Source organism: Lutimonas halocynthiae (genome assembly GCF_030409835.1).
GTDB lineage: Bacteria > Bacteroidota > Bacteroidia > Flavobacteriales > Flavobacteriaceae > Lutimonas > Lutimonas halocynthiae.
Map to the genome: position 1 here is coordinate 1 of NZ_JAUFQO010000001.1, position 25,178 is coordinate 25,178.

Below are 25,178 nucleotides of genomic sequence, written 5' to 3' on the forward strand. Positions count from 1 at the left end.
CTTGCTGTTGTAGCACCTGTATTCCATAAATATGTAGATCCCCCTGATGCAGTTAAAGTAATGTTTTCTCCTTCACATATAGAAACATCTGATCCAGCATTAGCATTTACTGGTTCTTGTGAATCTTTTTTAATAACTTTTGAAATTACTATCTGAGTTGGATTACGTGTAAATTTTCCAATTGTTATGATTGCGTCCTTATAATCTAAAGTTGGATCAGTATTATGTTCTATATCTGAAGGATGATTTAGTTCCATATTTGGAGCGGAAAACCACTCATTATTCGATCTTTCAACTGTCAATCTACCATCATAATTTGTAGCTCCTCGCGAGTTAACAGTAAGGTTATTTTCGAAATTCATTGAATAATCAGAATCAATATTAACATTTCTTAAATTCCAAGAATTTCCAAATGAATGAGACACATTTTTTAACAAATTATTAATAATACTGACATTATCAGAATCGTAAATATACAATGTAAAACCTTTTATATTTGTAAAAATATTATTACTAATGGTCGCATTTCTTATCGCATATCCTCCTCGAGCTCCTGACGCACCAAGACCATAGTTAGAATCCGCTATAATATTTCCATCTAAAATAAAGTTACCAACGTTAAAATGCATTGTAATCGCATCACCGTTTGCTCTTAAACCACTATTTGTCTCATCCGCTATTCTATAGCCAGCCATATAATTATTAGATATAATCATAGGATTATCGGGGTTTAGTGACCCTGCTTTGAAATCTAACGCATTCTCAGCATAACAAAAATTACCATTAGGATCATGATTTCCTGAACCATCGGTATAAACTGTAGAATCTATGTAAAAATTATTCGAATCAATTATGGTGCCTTCAAAATTTACTCCAGTCTGATTATTGTTTCCCGTTTTCACCAACTGCAAACCATCATTTAAATTGTAAGTCTCATTTTGAATAAATTTATTTCCAATGCAATTTGCAATATTTAAATCATCATTAGTAATTCCAAAACCTAACATAGTGTCATTAAAAAGAGAGATATCTGTGCGTTCAATATAAGAATTTTGCACTGTATTATAACTTGCTCCAGGATAAATAATTATCCCACCGCTATTGCAGTTTAACGTATAATACCTATTTATTATATTATGAGATCCATGAATTTCAATTTGATCTACGTATGACTCAGTTCTATCCCAGTAGGCCATTCTATCAATAATCCAGTTATCTCCTGTTACCTTAAACCCGATTTTTGCCAGTTGAGCCTGATTCAATTTACCTGGATGTAGGTCATTTCCATTATATAATTGAATTGTTCTTTTGTTAGATGAAGAACCGTTTGCAGTTAATTTCACATAACCATAACGTGACACCCCAGAATAATCTCCTGGTTCAACAAAAAAATGTTTAAATGATTCATTATTTATGTCTATCCAGTCTCCATTATTTTGAATCAATCTATGTGTTGTGTTCCCACTATCATAAATTGGCAAATTAATTGATTCTTCATATATTGATTGAGAGACAACCAATTGTGACATCATTAAAAAAAGAATTCCAATTACACACCTTTTCATTTTTCATTACTTTAAAATCACATTACATTGTGAAAATTAGTGACTTATTTTGCTAACTTACAGGGAAGATAATTTATTAGAATTTATTCTTTAGATTTAAAAATTAGGTGAAATTGTTATTCCTAAAAAACGTAAAAAATAAAAAGATGTTGTGCTAAAACCTAAATAAATTTATATTGTACTCAGCGAATTTAATTCGAGATTCTAAATAGATTCTAAAGTTTCGACGTAATCTTAAAGAAGAATTAGTGTTCACAGAAAGCATAAGACCACTTAAACATAAAAAAACCCAAATTAATAATTTGGGTTTTATCTTTAAACAAAATAAAAGTGATGAAACATATTAATTCAGAAGTCACTTACTAAATAATGAATTCCAAAAACTTTTCTTCTCATTCTTATAACCATAACTATAAGTTCCATGCTGTTTAACTACAGAATTTAACAAGATTGCCATGTTTGGAAGCCGTTTATTCTTATACATTAATTGTGGAATTTTTAATAATTTTTTATCCAAGAATTCTGCTCGAATGACATATATAAAACTGTCGGCCAACGATCCCAATAGTAAAGTGTCGGTAACAACGCTGACCGGGGCTGTATCAATAAAAATAAAATCATAATTTTCTTTCGAGTATTTTACTATTTTTTCAAATCTACCGTTCAATAATAACTCCGAAGGATTTGGGGGAATCTCTCCAGAAGTAATAATATCAATATGAGTTTCTTCATTTTTAAATATAATATCCTGAGGTTCTACATCTTTATCGACTAAAAAATGTGTCAACCCCTTCGGGCGGCTTAATTTAAGATATTTAGCAATTTTCGGCTTTCGAATATCGGCCTCAATTAATAACACTCTTTTTTCAAGAAGACCCATTGACATGGCTAAATTGATTGCAGTAAATGTCTTCCCTTCTGAACCTATAGTTGAAGTTAAAAATATAACTTTAGGTTCATTTTGCGAATTATTTAGCATGAAGTTGATATTAGTTCTTACTAATCTGAATGCCTCCGCTATCCCATCATTTTGCGCATCGTTCATCACAAGTTTTCTCTTTGAAGAAGTCATTGGGATTTCACCTAAAATTGGTGCCTCTACCATTAACTCAACATCTTCGGTTGAGTGAACTTTATTATCCAACAGAGACTTAAATAATATTATTGAAATCGAAAAGACAGCACCAAGAAAAATGCTAACAACATAAATAAGAATAGGAATAGGAGATACCGGTTTATCACTGCCATAAGCCTTATCAACAACTTTAGCATTTGGAACAGGAATTCCTAATGAAATAGCATTTTCTTCTCTTTTCTCCAATAGATATAAGTACAGAGATTCAATTATTACTTGTTTCCTTTTAATATCTTGAAATTCTCTCTCTTGTTGTGGGGCATTCCCTCTTCTAACATTTAATTTATATTCTTGATTTTTAGCCTGGTCAAGAGAGAAATTTAAAGATGACTTTGAACTTGCCAAACTTTGTCTTATACTCTGTCTTAATTTTAAAAGTTGCTCATCCAGAGCAATTACCGTAGGATTCATTCTGCTAGATCCTTTTAATATCCTATTTCTTTCCAAAAGAAGTTTGTTGTAATCCTGAATTATGTTATTACTTGAATCATCATTGACACCTAAATTTGGTGGGATTAATTGATCAGAGTTGTTATTCAAATAATCCGATATATAATCTAACACTTGTATTTGAGAAGACAGCTCTACAATACGTTTACCAACTTCAGAATTTGATTCAAGAACTAAACTAGATTCATATTCTATATTTGTCAATTTATTCTTGGTCTTAAATTCTTCTACTCCTCGATCAACATCATTCAAATCTTCAGAAATATCCATTATTCTGTCATTAATAAAATTATCTGTATTCTCAGAAATTTTGATTTTAAAATTAACTCCTTCGATTACATAATTCGAAACAAGATAGTTTAAAATCGATTTAGCCTTTTCTTTAACCGGATCTGTCAAACTCAAAACTAATATACTAGACAAATCTTGTTGAGGTTCTATTTTCACTTTGTCCATATAATAATTACAAACATCATCTAACTTTTGAGTTTTCAACAAAATAATAGATCCTGGGGAAATTGTATGATTATTTGCTGGAACTATATTAATTTCACCAAAATCAACTTTAATGTTATTCCCAAAAGAATACTTAGTCATTGATTCATCGCCTTCTGTCTGAAATAAAAACTCCGTTTCAGAAGTATGAATTATTTTATACTCTCTATCTGTATTAAATGATACTGAATCCTTAATAAAATAATTAACTTTTATTGGTAAATCTTTTCCATAAATTTCATACTTACCGATTTTGCCTTGCGAGAAATATGATATATTTAGATTTAGTCCCTCAATTACACTTCTCATTAAAGAATAAGATTTCAAAACACCTATTTCGTTGACTATTGACTTATTAGAATTACTACCTGGGATACCCAAATCTTCAAAAGCAGAAAGAGTAGACGCTAAACCTCCATTATCTTCATCATCAATAAAAATTGTAGTTCTTACTCTAAATTGTGGTTCAGAATACCTCAAATAAATAAATGCTATTAAAACACCCAATAGAACACTAGTAAGGATTAATATCCAATTAGATTTCGCTTTTTGAATTATATTAACCAATTTTATTTCACTATCTGAATCTAATTTCTTATTGATATAAGATCTACTATTATCGAATTCCATTCTCATTTATAATTTTAATTAACTTATACAACAAAGCATTTAATTCCTATTCAATATCAACTAGGACATTTATTAGTTCTTAAGATTTTAAGCATCTGATCGGCTAATCTTGCTCTATCATATTCCAAAGCAAGTTGGTTACCACCCATTTTAAACTTGGTCAAAATATCTGAATCATTTTTCATAAAATCTATCTTATTCATAAAATCTTCTTCATTCTCTGGCTCAAAATATAACCCTGCGTTATGTTTTTCTATTATTTCTCTTGCTTCTCCATCTACACCTAATAAAATCGGTATATTCATCGCGGCATTTTCAAAGATTTTAGAAGGTATAACCGTCTTAAATAACGCATCTTTTTTCAAATTTACTAAGGCCACATCTAAAATAGATAAATATTCTTTCAATTCTTTCTTACTCATCATATCTAAAAATGTTACATTATTTATCTTTAGTTCATTAGCTAACTTTATTAAACTATTTTTTTCTGACCCATCGCCAATAAATAGAAAATGAATATCAGGATCATTAATTTTTGAAGCGCAATTTAAAATAAAATCTAATTTATGGGCCATCCCATGAGTTCCTGTAAAACCGATAATAAATTTATCTTTTAAATTTAATTCTTCTAAAAGACTAGTATTTTTATCGAGTGGCTTAAAAAGATTTCTATTCGCTCCGTTAGTTATTACACTAATTTTATTCTCATCTATACCTTTATTAATTATCTCCTCCTTAAAGGAATGTGTGACTGTGATAATTTGACTAGCCTTATGATAACATTTTAACTCCTGCCTTTCAAAATATTTAATTATTAAGCTATCCTTCATTGCCCCAACAGTTTTTATAGATTCAGGCCACAAATCCCTCACCTCCATAACCCATGGAGTCTTTCTCCAATACCCTAATGCACGCCCTGATAATGCCGTAAAAAATTGTGGTGAAGTTGCAATAATCAAATCTGATTTGATAAAAAATCCAGCGATAAAAGAGCTAAACGCAAACGATATATAATCTATTGTTCTTTTATAAACACCGCTGTTTTTTGTTATATAGGTCCATACCCTTATAACTCTTATTCCATCAATATACTCGATTTTATATAACCCATTTTTATATCCTTCATAAACTTTTCCAACTGGAAAATTTGGAGCACATGTAATGACGGTTACATCGACATCTTTCGACACCCAAGATTTGCAGTGTTCGTATGTCCTTGTAGCAGGGGCATTTAATTCCGGTGGGAAATTATCTGTTAAAAATAATATTTTTAATTTTTTTTTCATCAAGGTATAATTTTTTAAATACTTTAAATGTAAATTATTTATCATTAGGTTTTAATCTCATTCAAAAACAAGTTCTGTTACCAATGAATTAGTAAATGACACTTTGATACAACTTGATTTTGTTAAATCATTAAAACCTAATGAAAAATTATATTCCAACTCTTCGAGCTTATTGCAACCTATAAAATTAATTAAGCATTTAAAATCCTCAAGATAAATAGAATCATTTGATATTTTAATTTTCTTAACCAATGGATGCAGGTGAAAAAAAGCTACCGCCTTTATTTTTGTTCCAGAAAGATAATCTGAAATTTTAATCTTATGCTCTTCAAATATAAACTTCCTTTTATGAGTTACTCCTAAAGATCTATATCCATTGTGATGCGCAATTATTTCATCATCCTCGTCATATAGAATTACAGTTTTTGCTCTTTTCCCAAGCCTAAATCCACCCCAAACTTCAGATTGATTTTGATCATTGACAACTACTGTGTTATGATAGGATGTGCTTCTTTCCAATTGTCTAGTTTCATTTTTTTCATACGTTGAAATTCCTGGATCTACAATTAGTGGTTTATTTTTGTGATAGAGAATAAAATTAAAAATATCTGCATGAGAATGACCCGGTATATATTTTGGTCCCATATTTCCAACATCGACAATAATAGAATAATTTTGATTAACGATCTTTCTATATCCACTGTCGGACAACTCAATTTCGGATAAATTTTTATCACTTAATTTTAAATCTAATCTATTATAATAATTTATTAACTCTTGGGTAGATGGAGCAATTTTTACTGAACTATCATTAAGTAAAGGAATATCACCATTTTCAAATGTAACTTTCCTTATCCAATTAAGCATTAACTTTGCTTTCTCTTTCAAAGGAAAGAATAACTCTTTCCCTTTAAAATTGTTATTCTCAACAAGGTTAATGCAGTCCAAAACTCTTAATAACAAAATCTGGTGATACATGGGGCTTAGTTCATAATGCGCTCCATCATTTAAAATTTGTTCATCTAATTCCGTTAGTATAATTTTTTTGGCTGATCTATAAATATTATCATCTTTAAAATAATAGGCAACGAATAATAAAGAAAATGCGTTTTCTATTAAGTGATTTCCTAAAAGGTGATATTCTAAATTTTTTAGTAATCGATTAACTTGATTTAATATGCTATTATCAATTATTTTATTTCGAATATTATTCTGTGAAACAAAAAAAATCCAGTTGCGTAATCTTAATGAAATGGGATATGATTCTAAACCATCTTTTATATTTTGAGAATTTTTTATGAAGTTTAAAATTAAGTGCTCTCCTTCATCTTTAGAAATATTCTTCTGTTGTAAAAAATCAAAATAATTTAAATTATAAACCCATAATTTCCCATATTCAGGAAAATTCCAATCAATTCCATCGCTAAAATCCTTTTTAATATTTAAGAATTTGAAGACCCCACTATTGTATGAAGTAGAGGATGCTATTGAATCAATCAATTTAACCGTGTTCAACGAAGACTCAAATTCATGCAGAATTTCCACCTCCATGTATAACGATGGTCGTTTCAGCCTATATTTAGCTTGATAAAATAATTGTATCAGTTTTAAATATTTTACTGTGTATAAAAACCTCAATATCAATTTAATTCTGTTCCTCATTAACTAACTTTTGATAAGAGTTTCAATATAATTTTAAAAAGACTTTTAGCGATGGAATTAATTTTCAATTATAGTTTTCATAAAATGGTTGTTGTTTGACAATGAACTAATCAAGAATTATTATGAGTTGAACATCTCTTTACACATTAAATAAAAATTTCTCGACCAATCATTAAGGTCGAATTCTTTGGCTGATAAATATGACTTTGTTTTCATGTCCATAAGATAATTACGATCCTGTTGAAGTCTCTGGATACATTTGACTATTCCATTAACATCTTTGGGTTTTAATAAGAATCCGTTTTCATCATTATCAATTAATTCAGAAATACTAATCCAATCAGAAGTCACAATTGCCAGTCCCGCTATTTTTGCTTCAATAATAACTCCTGGATAACCTTCTCCATTATAAAATGTAGGAAATAATAAAATATCATAATCTTGCATAGTATTTATAACGTTTTCTGGATTTATTATTCCTTTATAATTGATTGTAGTATTGCTGAATAAAGACTCATCCAGCGAATCATAAAAAGGTCCATAAATATCTATTTCGACTTTCTTTAGCATTTTGGAGGCCTGAATAATTTCCAAAATTCCTTTTTCAATTCGAATATGACCAACATAAATTATTCTTAATAAATCATTTTTTTTAGCATTAAATTCTCGCAGGTCAATTTCTCTCGATGTTGGAAACCAACGAAGATTTTGATTTTTCGATTCAAATGTTGAAATCAATGACTTTGTTTGAAAAAGAATAAGTTCGGATTTAAAAAACGTATAATCCAATAAATACTTAAAAATAAAATTTAAATTATTATAATAGCGATCAAAAACGCCGCCAAATTTTCTTGTTATTACTTTTTTATCAAATATTACTGCCAGAACAAAAACAATTGGCGAAAGCACTAATGATCCTTTGTTCCCAACATGTAAAGAAACAACATCACACTTTTTAATAGAAACCAATATGCTCCAGAATAAAAATAAAACTCTAGTTGAAGTTACGTTTGTATTGATCACCTCAAGTTCATCATTTTTATTCAATTCTTGTTTCAAAGACTTCACCAAAGAGGAAAATGAAACAGTCGTTCCTCCATACGGAGGGGGTAGGGGCCCGATTAATAAAATTTTCATTTAATTATAAGTTTTTCGATACCAAATCGAAAGATTCAGCAATTTCCATAAAATATATCCATAATCTCTTCTACCATTAACATGATCCACCATCATTTTTTCTACCTCATCACTATAAATATTTGTAGATTTTATTGTGTCAAACATATAATCTTTCATTGATGTTCTCAACCAATACTGAAAGGGCACACTAAAACCTCGTTTAGGTCCGTAAAGAATATTATCCGGCACTATTCCAGCAAACGCCTTCTTTAGCAAATATTTTTTCTCTTTTCCTTGAATTTTATACTTTGATGGCAAAGACATAACGTACGCAGCAAGATCATTATCTAAAAATGGAACTCTCACTTCTAAGCTATTAGCCATAGTGGCTCGATCAACCTTTTCAAGGTATTGATCCGGAAGCATCGTATTCATATCAGTATATAATAACTCCTGTAATAAATCAAAATGCTTAAAATTATTATGCAATTGTCTGTGGCGAATGAAAGGGTCAATTAAATCTAGATTAGATCTTAAGTCATCCTTAAATATCCTAGTTGTGTTTTCATTAATCATTTCCTGTGAATACAATCTCGCAGTAATTAATTCTTTGTCTGATTGACATACTGCGTACATACTTCTAAGTTTTCTATAATATTTGCTTGATTTTGGAATTCCAAAAGCAAATTTAGTACCAATAAAAGAAAACATTTTATAAAGGTTTTCGTTTTTTATACGATAATACTGATTATATCCAGCAAAAAGTTCGTCGCCTCCATCTCCTTGCAGAATAACTTTATGATTACCTTTTAATTCTCTACCCATTAAATAAAGTGGAATATTTGCAGCATCTGAAAAAGGTTGATCAAAAAAGCTGTTAATATTCTCCAAAACCGAAGGGACATCTCCTCCTTTAATGTGCATTTCATGATGATCGGTATCAAATAATTTTGATACTAATTTAGCATTTGGCAGTTCATTTATCCCCTTATCAAAGTCGAACCCGGCAGAAAAAGTCTTCAACCTTCCATTATAATGACGATTAGCCAAAGATGTTATAGCAGTAGAATCAATACCTCCACTTAGAAAAACACCAATAGGAACATCAGCCATCAACTGACGTTTAACACTTTTTTCAAACAAGGTTCTAACATTTTGTACTATCCCATTTGCAGATTGGCTTTTGAAAGGAAGATCATAATTTAATTTAAAAGGTGCTATTTTTACCTTTTTATTCAATAAATCATAATTCAAAATATGTCCTGGTAACAGTTTTTTAATATCCTTATAAAAAGTTGTAATACCTAAAGTTGTGGAAAAGTGTAAATACTCATGTAGACCTTGGAAACTCATTTCCTTTGAAACCCGATTTGAAGCTAGAATTCCCTTTATTTCTGAAGCAAAGATAAGCTCATCATTTAACAATGAATAATATAATGGTTTGATACCAAATCTATCTCTCACAAGTTTTAAAACCTTTCTTTCCTTATCAAATATCGCCATAGCAAACATTCCATTCAGCTTTTCAAAAAAAGAATCGCCCCATTTCTCAAAACCCTCTAATATAACTTCGGTATCACAATTAGATCTAAAAATTACACCTTGAGAAATTAATTCTTTTCTTAATTCTCTAAAGTTATATACTTCACCATTATATACTATAATTACTTTTCCACTTCGACTCAACATTGGTTGGTTTCCGGCTGAAGATAGATCTAGGATAGACAATCTAACATGTCCTAATGAAAGTTTATTTTCTTTATAAGTATCTTGAAAATCAGGCCCTCTATGATGAATAGAATCAACCATTCTTTCAATTTCAATGTCATTCTCAGATATTGCTCCACAAATTCCACACATATTAAAAATATTACTTTATAATTATAATCTATCTGATCGTCAATTGAGGTCTTAAATATCTATTTCATAATTAATAAAAACTGACGAAATATTCCTTAAACCAAATACATTAGATCTAACATTGACATTATTATCAATTTTAAACTGATACCATGTATCCTTTTATTCCCAATTACTACTTAATGACTCCAACACAACATTCTCTTATTTTCCTCTATTACGATTAACCCTTTTTGCCATAAATAAATCATTATTCTATCCATTATTTCAAGAAATACAAGTATATGTATATCTATTTATTAGGTTCAAAAGCATGAAAAATTTTGATAATATTGGAATTCCAAATTTACACTTTGTATTATATATCGATAATTAAGAATGCATAAGACATCATTCTAGTTTTTAACTAATCCCGTAAAGACCTTATCAATAATATCATTTTCAAAATTCATAGTGTTATAATTGACATCTATGATCTTATAATTCAGTATTGCTTCCGCCATTGAAACTTCATCTTCAACTTCAACTAAAATACCGTTCTTACCATCTTTTATTAATTTGGCTATAGATTCCAAACACTTAGTAGCTATAATCGGTTTATTTAAATATAAGTTTTCCAAAACTACATTAGGCATTCCTTCATTTCTAGAGGACAAAACGAACAAGTCAGAATGAAAATAATATTTGAAGGAGTCTTTCTTGAATCCTAAAAAATATATATAATCATTCAATCCTTCAACATTTATGAGATGTTGAAGGCTATTCTGATAACCTTCAAAATCATTTCCTAAAATATATAACCTAAACCTATCATTTTTCTCAATTACACTTTTAAAACTGTGTATTAACACATCAAATCCTTTTTCATAAACTATTCTACCAGCAGCAATGACATTAACAAAACCTTTTTCATATGGATAATGACTTCCTTCAATTTGCTCCTCAATGAGTTTTTTATCAATGGGGTTCATCAAAACTTTAATTTTATTTGAATTCAAATTGAAAACCGAAATCAAATCAATTTTCATTTCATCAGTTTGGGCGATTATCAAGTCAGCTCTTCTAAATGATAGCTTCAAGAATAACTTGAAAATGTAACTAACATTATTATTCTTATAATAAACACTTGGCAAATTTGGACTTCGTAAAACAACTTTTACATTAGATACACCCATTATTAATGTGAGGTAAATTGCGATATTTGTTCTATATAAAGTTGAGTATAAAACATCAGGGTTTAGTTTCAAAATTATCTTTTTAAAACTCATCAAAGTTGTAATAATAGACTTCGAATTGAGTTCGAAAATCTTAATTTCTTTAGGAATCAATTCTAGTAAATCACCGTTTTTTTTTACTAAAATTAAGAATATTTCAAAATTTTTTGAATTTAGCTGTCTCAAATAGTTCACTGAAACTCTTTCTGCTCCTCCACCATTTAAATTGGGTAAAAAAAATACAATTCTAGGTTTCATTTTTCTACATTTTTTTATGATGATTCTAAATATAAATGTTCTTTAACTATTAGAAAAATCATTAGTAAACTTAGTATTTTAAATTTTCCTGTGTATGAAACAATGCTCTGATCAAAAATAAAATATAATAACAGAAATAATATTAGTATTATTCGAAGTTTACCATCTTTTAGAATTACTATTTGAGAGAAAATATGAGCAAAAATACTATAGTACAATAAGAACCCTATTATTCCCAACGCTGATAAAAGTTCAACAACATTATTATGAGAATAATGACCGTATTGAAATTCATAAGCAGCCATTCCATTTCCAATAACTGGACTTAATCCCCACATTTCTAAAGCACTTTTTATCATATTTACCCTATCACTAGTGCTCTTGGACCCTCCTTCTGTTCCTAATTCACGAACAAACTCTACCAATCTTTTTTCCAAATTGACAAATGTGTATTCTAAATCTAGGCTAGAATTTGATCCAACAAATTCAATCAAAGGAGAAAACTTAAAAAGAACAAACACAAAAACAACTGCTAATAAAGTTTTCGTAATATATTTTGGCTTAAAGACTTGAATAAGGAGAATCAAAATTAACACAAAAACACTCAGTAATCCTGCTTTTGACGCTGTCATAACGACCAATAATATTGTTATCAAAAATAGTAGCATTAGTGCTGTATTTAGGAGTATATATTCTCTTTTATTAACAAAAAAATACACCATCATCATCATACCAAACATCAATATATATACAAAATTATTTGCTTGAAGAACACTTCCTTGAAATCTCCATCCTTCAAATGTTAGACCAAGATCAATTAAACCAACGAACCAAAGAAAATTAACAAAAATCGACATCAATACACCATAAATAATAAATCTATAATTCCTAAATTCCTTATTAATATTATAAATAAAAAAAATATTTAAAAAAATTAGAACTAAGTTTAAGGCTCTACGGGCAGTAAAATAAAAATCTTCGGCCCAAAAAGAAGATGCTATTGCAAAAACAACGAATATTAAATAAATATTAAAAAAAGTATTAAAATAAATCTTTACTTTTCCTGATAAAACTAACAAAACAAAGCTACAGCCAATAATCGCATTAATAAGATATATAAACGATATGTAACGAAAATTATCACATAAAACTATCACCAAACCATAAAGAAAAAACAGAGCGTTCAAATAAAATCCGATAAATCCATGTTTTTTCATATTTCAATAACGACTATCTAGGAAAAAAATACGTGTTCAATCTAATCACTTTCAATAATAAACTAATACCAATTGATAAAAAAATTACAAAGACGAATTTCAAAATTAGTACCCAAAGAACTTCAGATTTAGTAAATAACAGTAAGAATTGAATAATTAAAGGGTGAATACAGTAAATACTGATTGAATTTTTCCCAATAAAACTTAAATAAGATATTGATTTACTTATATACAGCAATAGTATAAATGCTGAAATCATAATTAAGTCTCTTAAAACTAAATCTAATAAATCATCATATCCAGGAATAATTGGCGTTGCAAGATTGAAATTCTTTCCAAATGCATAATAACAAGAAATAAATAAAATTGCTGAAACAAATATTATAAGAGGAATTTTAAATTGAACGTTCTTAACAATAATTTTTATCAATATCCCTAATCCAAATAAATAAAATGTTACGTAAAAACTTAGCGGGAAAAACCTTAGAATATCATAGTTAGGCCCTGAATAATGCCCAATGACTAAATGCCCAATTAACATTATAAATAAAAAAACATATCTCATTTTCTCTGATAACGAATTATAAGTCATAATCGTCAATAAAAGAAAAAATAACGCCGGGAAAAACCAGTAAGCTGATATTCCAATACTTTCCCTTAAGAAAAAACTAGTCCCAATAAACCATGAATTGAAGGTTTGACCAACTCCAATATTCATATTATAAACAATTGAATATGAAACTAAAGAAATAATATAAAATATCGAATAAGGGATATAGATCCTTCTAAATATTTTAAAAATATTTTCTAAACTTAACTTATCCTTATTAAACAGAAAGGGAAGGAATAAAAAGGAAGAAACATGAAAACTATATAGAACACTTTGAAAATTGATTGACGTTAATCCCTTAATATGGCCAAAGATTACCAAAACTATTAAAAGTCCTTTAAAATTATCAATAGACTCGAAACTTAAAATATCACTATTCAGATTTACATCCATCGTTCATACCACATTTCAAAAATTATAAAATTCCATATTTTCACGTAATATATTGGGTTAAAAGGTTCTTTAAAATATTGTGTTTTTAGCTTCTCAATTTCATCAATGTCAAATATATTTTCTTTTCTTAAACGAGTATTATTTAAATATAATTTAATCATATTTTCTAACTCATCCTTAAACCAAATCTGCATAGGTGCTGCGAATCCAGTCTTAGGTCTATCCATCAATTCCTTAGGAATGTAATTATGAACGATATCCTTCAAAATCATCTTAGAGTTACCTTTATTTGACTTAAGTGAAGATGGTAATTGCGAACTAAACTCTATTATTCTATAATCAAGCAAAGGCTCTCTTCCTTCTAAACTTACAGACATTGTTGATCTGTCCACTTTAGTCAAAATATCATCAACCAAATATGTCTTATAATCGATAGCAAGCATTTTATTCAAATTATCATTTGAATTTAACAATTCATTTTCGTCGTCAAAAAAAGTTTTCAAATGATTTGGTTTCTTTAAAAAATACTTATTAATTTCTTCCTGATTCATAGTGCACATGAACTTTAAAACTGATTCCGATTCATGCTTTTTTAGAGTTTCCACTATTCTTCCAATCTTATTATTATACTTATCATCTAACATTTTGCTTTTCATAAGCAAGGGCAGAGAATTTTTCAATAAGAATTGTGAAAAACTATTTTTTTTTAAATACTCTAAGTATTTCAAGGATCTTACATACTTATTATACCCAGCAAAGGCTTCATCTCCCCCGTCAGCACTCAAAGCTACAGTTACTTGTTCTCGAGCAATTTTACTAACTAAAATTGTCGGAATTGCCGATAAATCAGCAAAAGGTTCGTCAAAAATTTCAACCAAATTCGGGATAATATCTAGGGCTTCTTTTTGCGTACAATAATATTCAGTATGATCAGTCCCCAAAAAATTAGCAATATTTTTTGCAAATGGTGCTTCGTCAAAACCCTTTTCATCAAAACCAATTGTAAATGTTTTAATCTTTTCAGACCTCTCTTTCTGAAGAATCGAAGCAACTGCAGTACTGTCATAACCTCCACTTAAAAACACACCGACAGGGACATCAGATACCATCCTATATTCAAACGAATTAGTAAGTAATTTTTCTAACTCAATGGTAGCCTCTTTTTTGTCGATATTTAATTTAGGCTTATTATAATAATCAATTACATCCCAATATTTAGTCTCTGTTATTTTCTTAGTGTTTAAATCAACCTCAATAAAATGTCCAGACCTAAGTTTAAAAGTATTCTTGAAAATTGTATGAGGCTGAGGAATATAACCATATTGAAAATATAAGCTTAAGCCTGCCTTATCAATTTCTTTATGGAAATTTGGGAATTGATGAAAACTTTTTATTTCACTAGAAAAAAGAAAGTAATTACCCCTTAAATACCAAAATAATGGCTTAATTCCTGCCCTATCTCGAATTAAAATTATTTTTTCCTGATCCCGATCATAAAGAACAATCACGAACATCCCGTTAAATTTATTAACAGCATCGATTCCCCATTTATGGTAAGCTTTTAAAATTACTTCAGTGTCCGAGTCTGATTCAAAAGTATAATTAAGTTCAATTAATTCTCTTCTAATTTCTTTGAAGTTATATATTTCACCATTATAAACAATTTCAATATTTTGAAATATCATCGGTTGATGTCCATGTTTAGACAGATCTAAAATAGAAAGCCTCCTATGGCCCAATCCAATATTGGCTAACTTACTTTCATTAAAAGAATAACCGCTGTCATCAGGGCCCCTATGGTTCAGGACATCTGTCATTTTGTTAAGAACCTGACTAGATACTGATTTACTAAAATCTACAAAACCTGCTACTCCACACATTTATTTAGTCCAATTATTAAGATCTCTATTTATAATAATACTAAGCCTTTTTATATCCCCAATATAGTTATTAATCATTTCTTGTTTTAATTTTTCATTTAGAGGTTTACGTTTTACTTTTTTAGTATTCAATTCATTTATAGCTGAAGCAATATTTAATTGATCTTTTTTTAGAATAAATTTAATCATATTCTTCAACAAAATCAACCCTTTTGGTTGATTTACAACTAGGGTCTTTAACCAATAGCTTTTTGACGCTGTGTTTTGGTTTATAACTGGGAAATCATCTCTTTCTTCATGCAAAACACCTAAAAAATCTAATACTTCATTATACACTTTCCGAGTATCTTCTTTGAAATCTTCAAACAATATAATCTTAACCTGTTCTTTAGGGAAATATTGATAAAGACGATCTAACTGCTCAGAATATAAAGCTATTTTAGAATAAACAATATTTTGAGGTGCTCTACAATATTTAGGTATTGATTTTCCATTTTCTCTATTTCTATTTAAACCCCATGCTGTTTCAAAATCGTTGATATCCTCATCCGTACTTATCAGATGTTGGGCATGCATTGAAGGCACCATCTCAAGTGGATTACGCAACATTACGATAATTTTAGCCATCGAATTAAACTTGAAAACATTTCTTATAGCCTCCTTAGAATATAAATACCATACAGAAGCATCTCCTATTGCAATTGTTTTATCGGAAATATTCTTAAAATAGTTTAAATATGTTTGTTCATTATCTGTGGTTCTCATTTTTAACATATCACTTGTGAAAAAATGAGTTTCTTTAGGATCCGAAATAACTACATTATCATGTTCCCTCAAGTATTCACTTAAAGCAGTGGTTCCCGATTTCGGCGCTCCAATTATAAAAAAATTAGGTTTTATCTTATTCATTAAATTTTTCATTTAAAAAGGTGTAAAAGGGCAGATACCCTATAAAAAATCCAAATTTTCGTTTGGCATAAAACATAGCAAGAATTTTCCATAAAACTAAACTAAATGCACTTGCAATAGCTGCACCCTCCATTCCGTATATTGGAATAAGAAAATAATTTAAAATTATATTTAAAGCACCTGCAAAAATCACAAATTTATTCAATTCCTTTTGATGTCCGGTCATATTTAGAAAATATCCTATCGAACCTACCATCGATGCAATAAGTTGACCTAAAACAATAATTAATAAAGGAACGTATCCAATATTAAATTCAGTTCCAAATAAATCTAAAATAATAGTTCCAAAAATTACCAATATAAGAACAATAGGCAGACTAGTCAAAAACATAAGTTTTGAAGATTTCTGAGCAACACTTCTTAATTCCTCAATTTGTCCATTATGAAATAACTCTGAAAATTTTGGTGCTATCATCGTGTTAATTGCTCCTAGAACAAAACTTGTTAAAACAGCTAATTTCATAACTATGGCATATACACCAACTTGTTTCAAGTCTGAAAACATACCAAGCATAAGAATATCCGTCTGAGAAATAACTATAAGTAAAGCTGCTGTCAGGAACATTGGAAAAGATAACGATAGGATTGAGAAATAATCTACTTTATATTCTTTTTTAGAGTCGACAATTGAAGATGATTTCAAATTAAAATTCAATATATACCATACAAGTCCAAAGGAAACTAGCAAGAATAAAACATTTCCTGCAAAAATTGCATATACTGGATTATATAAGTTAGCTGACAAAATTGTTAATATAATTAAACTCAAAATTTTTGTTATTGGTCGTACTATTTCCAAAACGGCAAATAATTTAATAGCCTTAAAAGCTCGAATAAAGTTTAAGTTTAATGCACCTAATGCATTTATTACTATAAACATTGCAGCCACTGTTAAAGGGTAACTAATCTCAACTTTATCAAATAAATATTTCGAAATCCACTCAATATTAAAATAACTAATTCCTGTAACTATTAAAGACATAATAATAATCATTACAACTATTTTCACGTACAAACTTATTACTGTATTAAAAAAATATCTGTTTCGATATTCTGGAACAAGCCTTAATATTGCAGTATCAATTCCCATTAAACTCATAATAAGTGCTATAGCAAAAAAAGAATTTATTAATGCGAACAACCCCATTGATTCCGCGCCATAATACCTGGTGATGAAAAGGTTAAGTAGCAAACCCAAAATCATGGCAATCGTTCTACCTCCAAAAGACCAAACACTACCATATAGGATTTCTAAAAAATGCTTATCATTCTGACTACCTATGATCCTATTTTTAATTTTTGTTAACATATTCATTAATCTGGCTTGCTGAACTTAAAAATTAATTTCTGAATAAATAATATTCAACCTTAAAAAGACCATGTGAAAATTGATATGGGTTTTTAAGGTTGAATATTTAAAACACAATTACTTTTTGTGTTGGATTTTAATATTAAATGAAGAATTAAACAAGATGATAAAATTGTAATAACTTCTAATCACAGATTTGTATTTAGTATGAATCTATTTGAACTAAATTTTCTTTCTGAAGTTTCAAATTTCAATGAAGGAGAAGCCAGCCTTTTAAATAAGCATAATATCTAGACAATAAAATTAGAATTTACAGCATGTTCCTATAAAAAAACTTTTTCAAAAGTAATATTATCTTCTTTCTAATTCTAAATTCAAATTTTTGAATAGACCTAGGAAATATTGCCTTAAATCTTTTTCTGTAGCCACTAGCATTTTCATCATAATCTAAAAGCAATAATACTGAAAAGGTTAACAAATATATGCCGATGAAAACGGAAGTTAGACCCCAAGAATTAAGGTAAATATTACATACATACATTATAAGAAAAATAATTCCTCCGCATATTGTTAAAGTAATACTTGCCGTCTTGTGAATTAAACCCCTATCCACCAAAATATGATGCATATGGCATCTGTCTGGAGAAAAAGGACCTCGCTCATTCAATAACCTCATTAGGATCACCCTTATTACATCCACGATGGGGAAAAATGTAATAGATAAGGCAATTAAAAATTTATTGATGGGTTTTATCCATATTTGCTCATAACTAGCATCAGGCATTGCTAAAAACCGAATGGTTAAAATTGCAATTAAAAAACCAACAATGAGAGAACCAGTGTCTCCCATAAAAATTCTTTGATTTTTAGATAAATTATATCTGAGAAAAGCAATTAGAAATCCAACTCCTGTCACGCTCAGTAGAAAATAAAAATTACTGCCTGATAAATAAAATAAAATAGCATATATGCCCAATATTAAAATCCCAAGCATCCCAGCCAAGCCATCAATTCCATCAATTAAATTATAAGCGTTAATGATAAACACCATTATAAAATAACTCATTAATATTGAGAACAAAAGAGGCACTTCGTGAATTCCTAAAAATCCACTAAATCCATTAATCCACAATTCAGGCATAATTAGAACAAATGAAATTGAAATTAGCTGTGCCCAAAGTTTTGTCTGAGCTGAAAGTACCATTAAATCATCTTTTAGACCAACAAAAAACAGGATTAGTATTGCCATTATTATATTTAAAGCTGATCCATCATAGTCAAATGAGTGAATAATAAAAAGAGCGAATACAATACTTATAAAGAAAGTTACACCGCCCAAAGTAGGTGTTTTTTCTTTATGAGAACTGCGTTCATCCGGATGATCCATTAAATTTTTAAAATGAATTATGCCCAACAATTTAGGTATGAGAATGAATGTAGACAAAAAAGAAGCTATAAAAACAAAAATAGCAACTCCTTCTAACTCAACACTTTTTAATATTTCAAATAATTTTTCCAATATTCAAATTTGCATCTATGTTAAATTTTACGGCTTCGCCCCTCTAAGTCACATAAGAATTAATGCTTAGACATAGATAATTACTCTCCTTAACGATTATTTTACCAATATATTCCAGCGCTAAAAAAAAATACTTTCAATCAATTATAAATTATGTTCTAGAACATAAACAAAATTAGCTAGGTGAATAAATAATAACAAAAGAATAAAGTTCAATCACCAAATGAGATGTCTTTAATTTAATACTCAACAGAATCATGATTCAAATCACGCTTAACTAAAATTTAATAATTGAGAAATATCGTTAAAACTGAACAGTTTAACAACAATAAGAAGTAGTCTTTTTTTCATAACGAGGGGTTTTATGATAAAAATTTATTTGATTTTAAATAGAATATCCATTTAAAATAAGCCGCTAATATAATAAAAGGAATCAATAAAGGAAAGATGTAATTTTCATTACTTAATTTTCATATTCTTTATAATTCCATAACAATTTGGTGGCTAATATACAAAATATTTGAATATAACAAATACCGCCGCTAGGGTATACAATCACAACACCCCATTCCTCTTACAAAATTTCAACAATTCTTCAGCTGAATGACAGCCGCTTTTCTTCATGATCTTTTTTCTATGGGTTGCCACGGTATGCTTAGATATCTCAAGGCTTTCTGCAATGTCTTGGCTTGATTTTCCTTTGGCAATTTCTTTGATAATATCAAGTTCTCTATTTGTAAATAAATCTTTGCTGCTATGATAAATTTTATACTTAAAAGCCTCCTGATCCAGGTTCTCCGCTACAAATTTATAGCGTACCACTTCTCCGTCTTCTATAAAAGAAAGGTCACTTACTTTGACAAGGGAGCTAATCATCTGCCCCTCTTGACCTATTTCAAACACAGAAGATTGACTTAAAACCTTTATATATTCATTATTAGATTTTCTAATCCTAAATGAAATGTATAAAACATTGTCCTTATTATTATTAGGATTGCTATGGGTGTGTTCCATAGTTGCGGCACCAATCCTTCCAACCAGATCAATATCATCTGGATGTATCTTTTCCAAATAATTTCCAAGAGACATTTTTTCATCTTTATACCCGACAAATGATTCAAATCCATTGGCAAAGGTCATTTTATTCTTAGAAAAATCGATGACATAGATGCATTCGGTTTGACTTAGATTAAGTGCTTGTAAAGTTTCCAAATAATCATCTCGAAATTCAATATGTTTATATTTCTTGGCAAATTCATCCAGAAACTCTAAAATTTTTAAACCTTCTTCTTGCATTTTCTTTCTTAATTTTCAGTATTTATTTTAATTCCATTTCTTTTGCAAAATAGTTGTAATTGATGACTATCGCTACAATTTGATTTAAATAATATGTTTTTTCTGTGCGTTGCAACAGTATGCCTACTAATACTTAGTTTGGCTGCAATTTCATGATTTGATTCACCTTCAAAAACTCTGGCAATTATTTCTAATTCTCTAGGTGTGAAAATTGTCATACCTTCTCCATACACACCATATTGAATCTTATCTTCATTCATATAAGTGGAATCCACCTTCCATTCAACCGCATCAGACTCATGAATAAAAGAGATATCTGCATATTTGACCAGCACACTAAGGATCCTGTCACTTTCATCTGTTTGGTAAACAATCGTATTACTCAAGACCCTGGCATAGGTTCCATCTGATCTTTTAAACCGATATGAAATGTTTAAAATATTGGAGAATTCAGGAATGGTAATATCAACTAATTGATTGATCAGTTCTTTTATAATACTTTGAATCAATGGCGCATCTTCTGAATGGTACTTGTCAAAAATAAAGTCCATATCAAATTGCTTCTCCTCGTAACCAAATGCAGTATCAAATCCTTTATGGTGTAAAATCGAATTTTTAGTGAAATCAAAGAGATAATAACATTCCAGATTATTTAATGGAATTGTCTCCAAAGATGCAAGGTCAAGGCCATTACCTTTTCGATTCCTTACCTTCCCCTCAATTTCCTTAAAAAACGATTTCATAAATGACTATTACATTGTATCATATAGCCAAGATGAACTCATTTCAATTCACTGAGATCATGGCTCCAAATACATCTTGTAAATTAAGTAGAATAACCTAATATAGATATACCCTTGTCAGGGTATATTTGGTTTTTAAAAAATATGTTTCTATAAAGTAATTGTAAGGATTTTTGTTGGCACGATTATTTGCTTCTTTATTTTTAAAAGAGAAATCTGGTTTTTTGCTCTGGTTAGAGTGCGGATAGCGAGGTTTAACAATCATTTTTAAAATTAAAGAACACCATTTCGTTGACAAAATAAAATCAACTCCTCCGCTGAATGGGATTCGCTCTTTTTCATAATTTTCTTACGATGGGTCTCTACTGTAAACTTTGAAATTCGAAGATTTTCTGCAATTTGAAAATTTGACATGCCTTTTTGTATTTCTTTGATTATTTCTAACTCGCGAGGTGTGAAAATCGATTTATTCTTATCATAAACCAAATCATGAAACAACTCATCATCAAGGCTGTTGGCTAAGAACTTATACTGAACAGCATCTGTTGTGTCAACAAAACTGATATCGCTTAGTTTTACTAAAAAGCTAGAGATTAACCCCTGGTTGTCAATACTATGTGGTGAAGATTGTGCCATTATTTTGATATAATCTCCATTAGATTTTTTTATTCTATGCGACACATACAGGCAGAAGTCCGAATTTAATTCAGGGTGCTTTATAGAATGACGTATAGCCGCCTGCCCTAATCGATAAATGTATTCTTGGTCTTCAGGATGAAACAATGCTCCAAATTTTTCGAGATTGACATCTTCATTCTGAAAACCCAAAAGGTTTATAAAACCTCTTTTAAAGACCATTTCACCCAATCGCAGATCCCAGACAAATAAACATTCATTCTTGTTAAACTTTATTTTCTCCAGGTCATTAATACTTCCTTCCACTTTTGTGTGTGGAGGATAATGTTTTGCAATATCATCAATAAACTGTTCTATAGTTTTTGTTTTCATTCAGGGGCATTAGAATCAAGTGCACAATATAGTGCAAATAACAAACCAATGCATACCCTTATGAGGGTATGTTGAAGCCGAAATATAATTAAGAATTAATTGAAGAAGTTTTGAGTTCAATAAAATAGCCCATAATTTTGGCTTAAATCATGGGCTAAAGCAAATAGCTAGAAATTTAATCATTTCTATGCTCGAGGGGAAAAATTATTAATTCAAAATAAAGTAGAGACCTCCGAAGAGGTCTCCCTAAAGATCCTTACACTGTAAAGACGCTCAAAGAACATCTTTAGTTCGGGAAAATTGTTACTGTAAAAGTAAATACTAAAGTGTCACTTGTCAATACCCTCTAGAAGGTATATTTCATTCTTATAGAAATCATTGGAATTTACAGTTCAATCTCTTCGTGGGGCTCGAGCTTAAATCTTGCTCTAAACCAGTAAACAAAAACGTAAAGAATTGGGGTGTCTAATAGTGCTACCAGCAATTTAAATAAAAACCCATTGAGTAGTAAAATACCAAAGAGATCCCATTCAATTACGCCAAAAGAACATAATAAAAAGAGTACTGAAAACGTATCCAGAAACTGTGAAGCAATAGTCGAAAAGTTATTTCTCAACCACAAATGCCTTCCTTTGGTTTTGACTTTCCAGAAGTGATAAATCCTGATATCAACAAATTGCGCTACCAAATAAGCCATCGCTGAAGCGAAAACTGCCAAAGCCGATAGCCCAAATACGCTGTGAAAAACTTCATTTCCAATAGGCGACCATTCTGTGGCTGTTGCTGCATCAGATAACATAATGATCAACAATGAAAAAGCTGAAGCAAAAATCCCGGTTATGACAACCTGATTTGCTTTCTTTTTACCATAGATCTCAGAGATCAGATCTGTTACTAAAAAAGTGATAGGATATGGTAAAATACCAACCGATATTTCAAAATTATACCAACCCAAAAAATTCCAGGAAAAGAATTTTTGAAAGATGAGATTGGAAACCACCAAAGAGGAAATAAAAATCGCCGCTAGAATTAAAAAGATATTAAAAGCAAGAGGCTTGTCCTTTTCTGAGAGAGGTTTTGAGTTCATGGAGCTAAAATAAGGATTTATACTTTCCAATCATTTTTTTGCTTCTCCAAAAAAAAACGATCCAAACCCGCCTGCCGGTGAGGCAGGAAAAGGAGCCTTTTACGAAGGTGTTTTTTAATCTTTTCTGTCGAACGCTTAAAAACCGTTTTTCAAGCGCTAAATTTCCTGCAGGGCTTCAAAAATTCTTAACGCGCTTATCAAACTACACTACCGTAAAAGATTCGATTTAATTAACGCTCTTTGGAATAAGATTATTCTTAGGATTGTTTTCGACCTATTTGAATTCTCGTTTTAGCTTCCGAATTATTTTAGGAAGGTAAAGAGCAGCAGCCAAAAAGTGAAACGGTTCAGGCTGCGGTGGAGAAAATAATGAGGAGAAGCTACAGAGAAATCGAAGATTCAGCGGAGCTAATTGAAATGAGTCTTGAAATCGAAGATTCATGAATCCTTTGAAAGCAAATAGATTCCTGAGTAATTTTTCGTTCTTTTGCATCAAGGCAAAAGGACAGAAGAATTCATTAATCTAAATCTTTCCTATTCTTAAACCTACTAAACATCAAATAAGCTATAACAACAAGAATGACAAAAGGCAAATAGGTGCCAATGGTGACTCCGATTTCATAGCCTTTATCTGGTGCATTTTTCATTTTTTCTTCGATGTCAACCTGAAGTAATGTTAAGAGAATTAAATACTTCATAAACCTAAGATCTAAATTTAGCTAATGCTTTTTTTGTAAAATCAGAGAGAACTAGTTTGCCACTTATTTCTGCTCTTTGTAGTAATAATTCATCCCAGTGTTCGGTTCCTTCCCAAAAAACCTTTTTCATTTCAAACAGTGCTTCGGGGTTGTATTGAGAAAGTTGAAGGCTAAGAAAATCTATACCTTCATCCATATCTCGAATGGTTTCAAAGACCCTGTTAAATAGACCCTTCTTTTGTGCCCAATAGGCTGTTTTCCAGTTTTTGGCGTCAAGGCTTAATTCACTGAATGCAGAAACGCCCATTTTTCTTTCCAGAGCTGGAGCAATGACAAAGGGGCCAATACCGATGCTTAATTCAGAGAGTTTGATATCAGCTGCTTCAGTAGCAAAAACATAGTCACAAGAAGCCAGAATTCCAACACCTCCACCAACTGATTTACCCTGAACGCGCCCAATGATGATTTTGGAACACTTCCTCATAGCATTAATCAGGTTTGCAAAACCAGAGAAAAAGGATTTACCACTTTCGAGATCATTAATGGCCATCAGTTCATCAAACGAAGCCCCGGCACAGAAAGTTTTTTCTCCTTCGCTCTGAAGCACAATGACCCGAACTTTATCATCTGTGGATAATCGATCAAAGGTCTCTACCAATTTTTGAAGTAAGTCTCCAGGAAAAGAATTGCTTTGCGGATGCGAAAAAGTTACTGTTGCGATATAATGATCAATATGGGTAAAAATAGAACCAGCCATAGTTAATGATGTAATGAA

General features: G+C 29.9%; 19 protein-coding genes. All 19 read right to left on the reverse strand.

What is annotated here, in order from left to right:
* Positions 1-1,565 (reverse strand): hypothetical protein (locus tag QWY87_RS00005; protein WP_290287151.1); only part of this gene is annotated, 1,565 nt, incomplete at its 3' end.
* Between the two features lie 355 nt (positions 1,566-1,920).
* On the reverse strand, positions 1,921-4,275 hold the full coding sequence (locus QWY87_RS00010; RefSeq protein ID WP_290287152.1) for a GumC family protein: 2,355 nt from the start codon (positions 4,273-4,275) through the stop codon (positions 1,921-1,923).
* A gap of 56 nt (positions 4,276-4,331) precedes the next feature.
* On the reverse strand, positions 4,332-5,561 hold the full coding sequence (locus tag QWY87_RS00015) for a glycosyltransferase family 4 protein (protein ID WP_290287154.1): 1,230 nt from the start codon (positions 5,559-5,561) through the stop codon (positions 4,332-4,334).
* A gap of 57 nt (positions 5,562-5,618) precedes the next feature.
* The gene (locus tag QWY87_RS00020; RefSeq protein WP_290287155.1) at positions 5,619-7,112 is read right to left on the reverse strand and encodes an alginate lyase family protein; all 1,494 of its coding nucleotides are present in this window, start codon (positions 7,110-7,112) and stop codon (positions 5,619-5,621) included.
* A 231-nt stretch (positions 7,113-7,343) separates the two neighbouring features.
* Positions 7,344-8,360 carry a glycosyltransferase gene (locus QWY87_RS00025; RefSeq protein ID WP_290287156.1) on the reverse strand — a complete coding sequence of 339 codons (1,017 nt, stop codon included), beginning with the start codon at positions 8,358-8,360 and terminating at the stop codon, positions 7,344-7,346.
* Complete coding sequence (asnB, locus tag QWY87_RS00030; RefSeq protein ID WP_290287158.1) at positions 8,361-10,202, reverse strand: asparagine synthase (glutamine-hydrolyzing); 1,842 nt, start codon at positions 10,200-10,202, stop codon at positions 8,361-8,363.
* Positions 10,203-10,597: 395 nt separating this feature from the next.
* Positions 10,598-11,674 carry a glycosyltransferase gene (locus QWY87_RS00035; RefSeq protein ID WP_290287160.1) on the reverse strand — a complete coding sequence of 359 codons (1,077 nt, stop codon included), beginning with the start codon at positions 11,672-11,674 and terminating at the stop codon, positions 10,598-10,600.
* A 14-nt stretch (positions 11,675-11,688) separates the two neighbouring features.
* The gene (locus QWY87_RS00040) at positions 11,689-12,891 is read right to left on the reverse strand and encodes an O-antigen ligase family protein (RefSeq protein WP_290287161.1); all 1,203 of its coding nucleotides are present in this window, start codon (positions 12,889-12,891) and stop codon (positions 11,689-11,691) included.
* A gap of 13 nt (positions 12,892-12,904) precedes the next feature.
* Positions 12,905-13,894: an acyltransferase family protein gene (locus QWY87_RS00045; protein WP_290287162.1), complete on the reverse strand. Its 990-nt coding sequence runs from the start codon at positions 13,892-13,894 to the stop codon at positions 12,905-12,907.
* Positions 13,885-15,774, reverse strand: coding sequence for an asparagine synthase (glutamine-hydrolyzing) (gene asnB / locus QWY87_RS00050; protein ID WP_290287164.1), 1,890 nt, complete (start codon positions 15,772-15,774; stop codon positions 13,885-13,887). The genes QWY87_RS00045 and asnB (QWY87_RS00050) overlap by 10 nt, the downstream gene beginning before the upstream one ends.
* Complete coding sequence (locus QWY87_RS00055; RefSeq protein ID WP_290287166.1) at positions 15,775-16,683, reverse strand: sulfotransferase family protein; 909 nt, start codon at positions 16,681-16,683, stop codon at positions 15,775-15,777.
* A complete protein-coding gene (locus QWY87_RS00060) occupies positions 16,676-18,052 on the reverse strand; it encodes a flippase (protein ID WP_290287167.1) in 1,377 nt (458 codons plus the stop codon). The genes QWY87_RS00055 and QWY87_RS00060 overlap by 8 nt, the downstream gene beginning before the upstream one ends.
* Positions 18,053-18,362: 310 nt before the next feature.
* Positions 18,363-19,571, reverse strand: coding sequence for a glycosyltransferase family 4 protein (locus tag QWY87_RS00065; protein ID WP_290287168.1), 1,209 nt, complete (start codon positions 19,569-19,571; stop codon positions 18,363-18,365).
* A 555-nt stretch (positions 19,572-20,126) separates the two neighbouring features.
* Entirely contained in the window at positions 20,127-20,867 is a 741-nt protein-coding gene (locus QWY87_RS00070) for a response regulator transcription factor (protein WP_290287170.1), read from the reverse strand.
* A gap of 8 nt (positions 20,868-20,875) precedes the next feature.
* The gene (locus QWY87_RS00075; protein WP_290287171.1) at positions 20,876-21,610 is read right to left on the reverse strand and encodes a response regulator transcription factor; all 735 of its coding nucleotides are present in this window, start codon (positions 21,608-21,610) and stop codon (positions 20,876-20,878) included.
* Positions 21,611-21,883: 273 nt separating this feature from the next.
* A complete protein-coding gene (locus tag QWY87_RS00080; protein WP_290287173.1) occupies positions 21,884-22,618 on the reverse strand; it encodes a LuxR C-terminal-related transcriptional regulator in 735 nt (244 codons plus the stop codon).
* A gap of 385 nt (positions 22,619-23,003) precedes the next feature.
* Entirely contained in the window at positions 23,004-23,705 is a 702-nt protein-coding gene (locus QWY87_RS00085) for a queuosine precursor transporter (RefSeq protein WP_290287174.1), read from the reverse strand.
* Positions 23,706-24,223: 518 nt separating this feature from the next.
* A complete protein-coding gene (locus QWY87_RS00090) occupies positions 24,224-24,403 on the reverse strand; it encodes a hypothetical protein (RefSeq protein WP_290287176.1) in 180 nt (59 codons plus the stop codon).
* Positions 24,404-24,407: 4 nt separating this feature from the next.
* The gene (locus QWY87_RS00095; RefSeq protein ID WP_290287177.1) at positions 24,408-25,160 is read right to left on the reverse strand and encodes an enoyl-CoA hydratase/isomerase family protein; all 753 of its coding nucleotides are present in this window, start codon (positions 25,158-25,160) and stop codon (positions 24,408-24,410) included.
* Between the last annotated feature and the right edge of the window lie 18 nt (positions 25,161-25,178).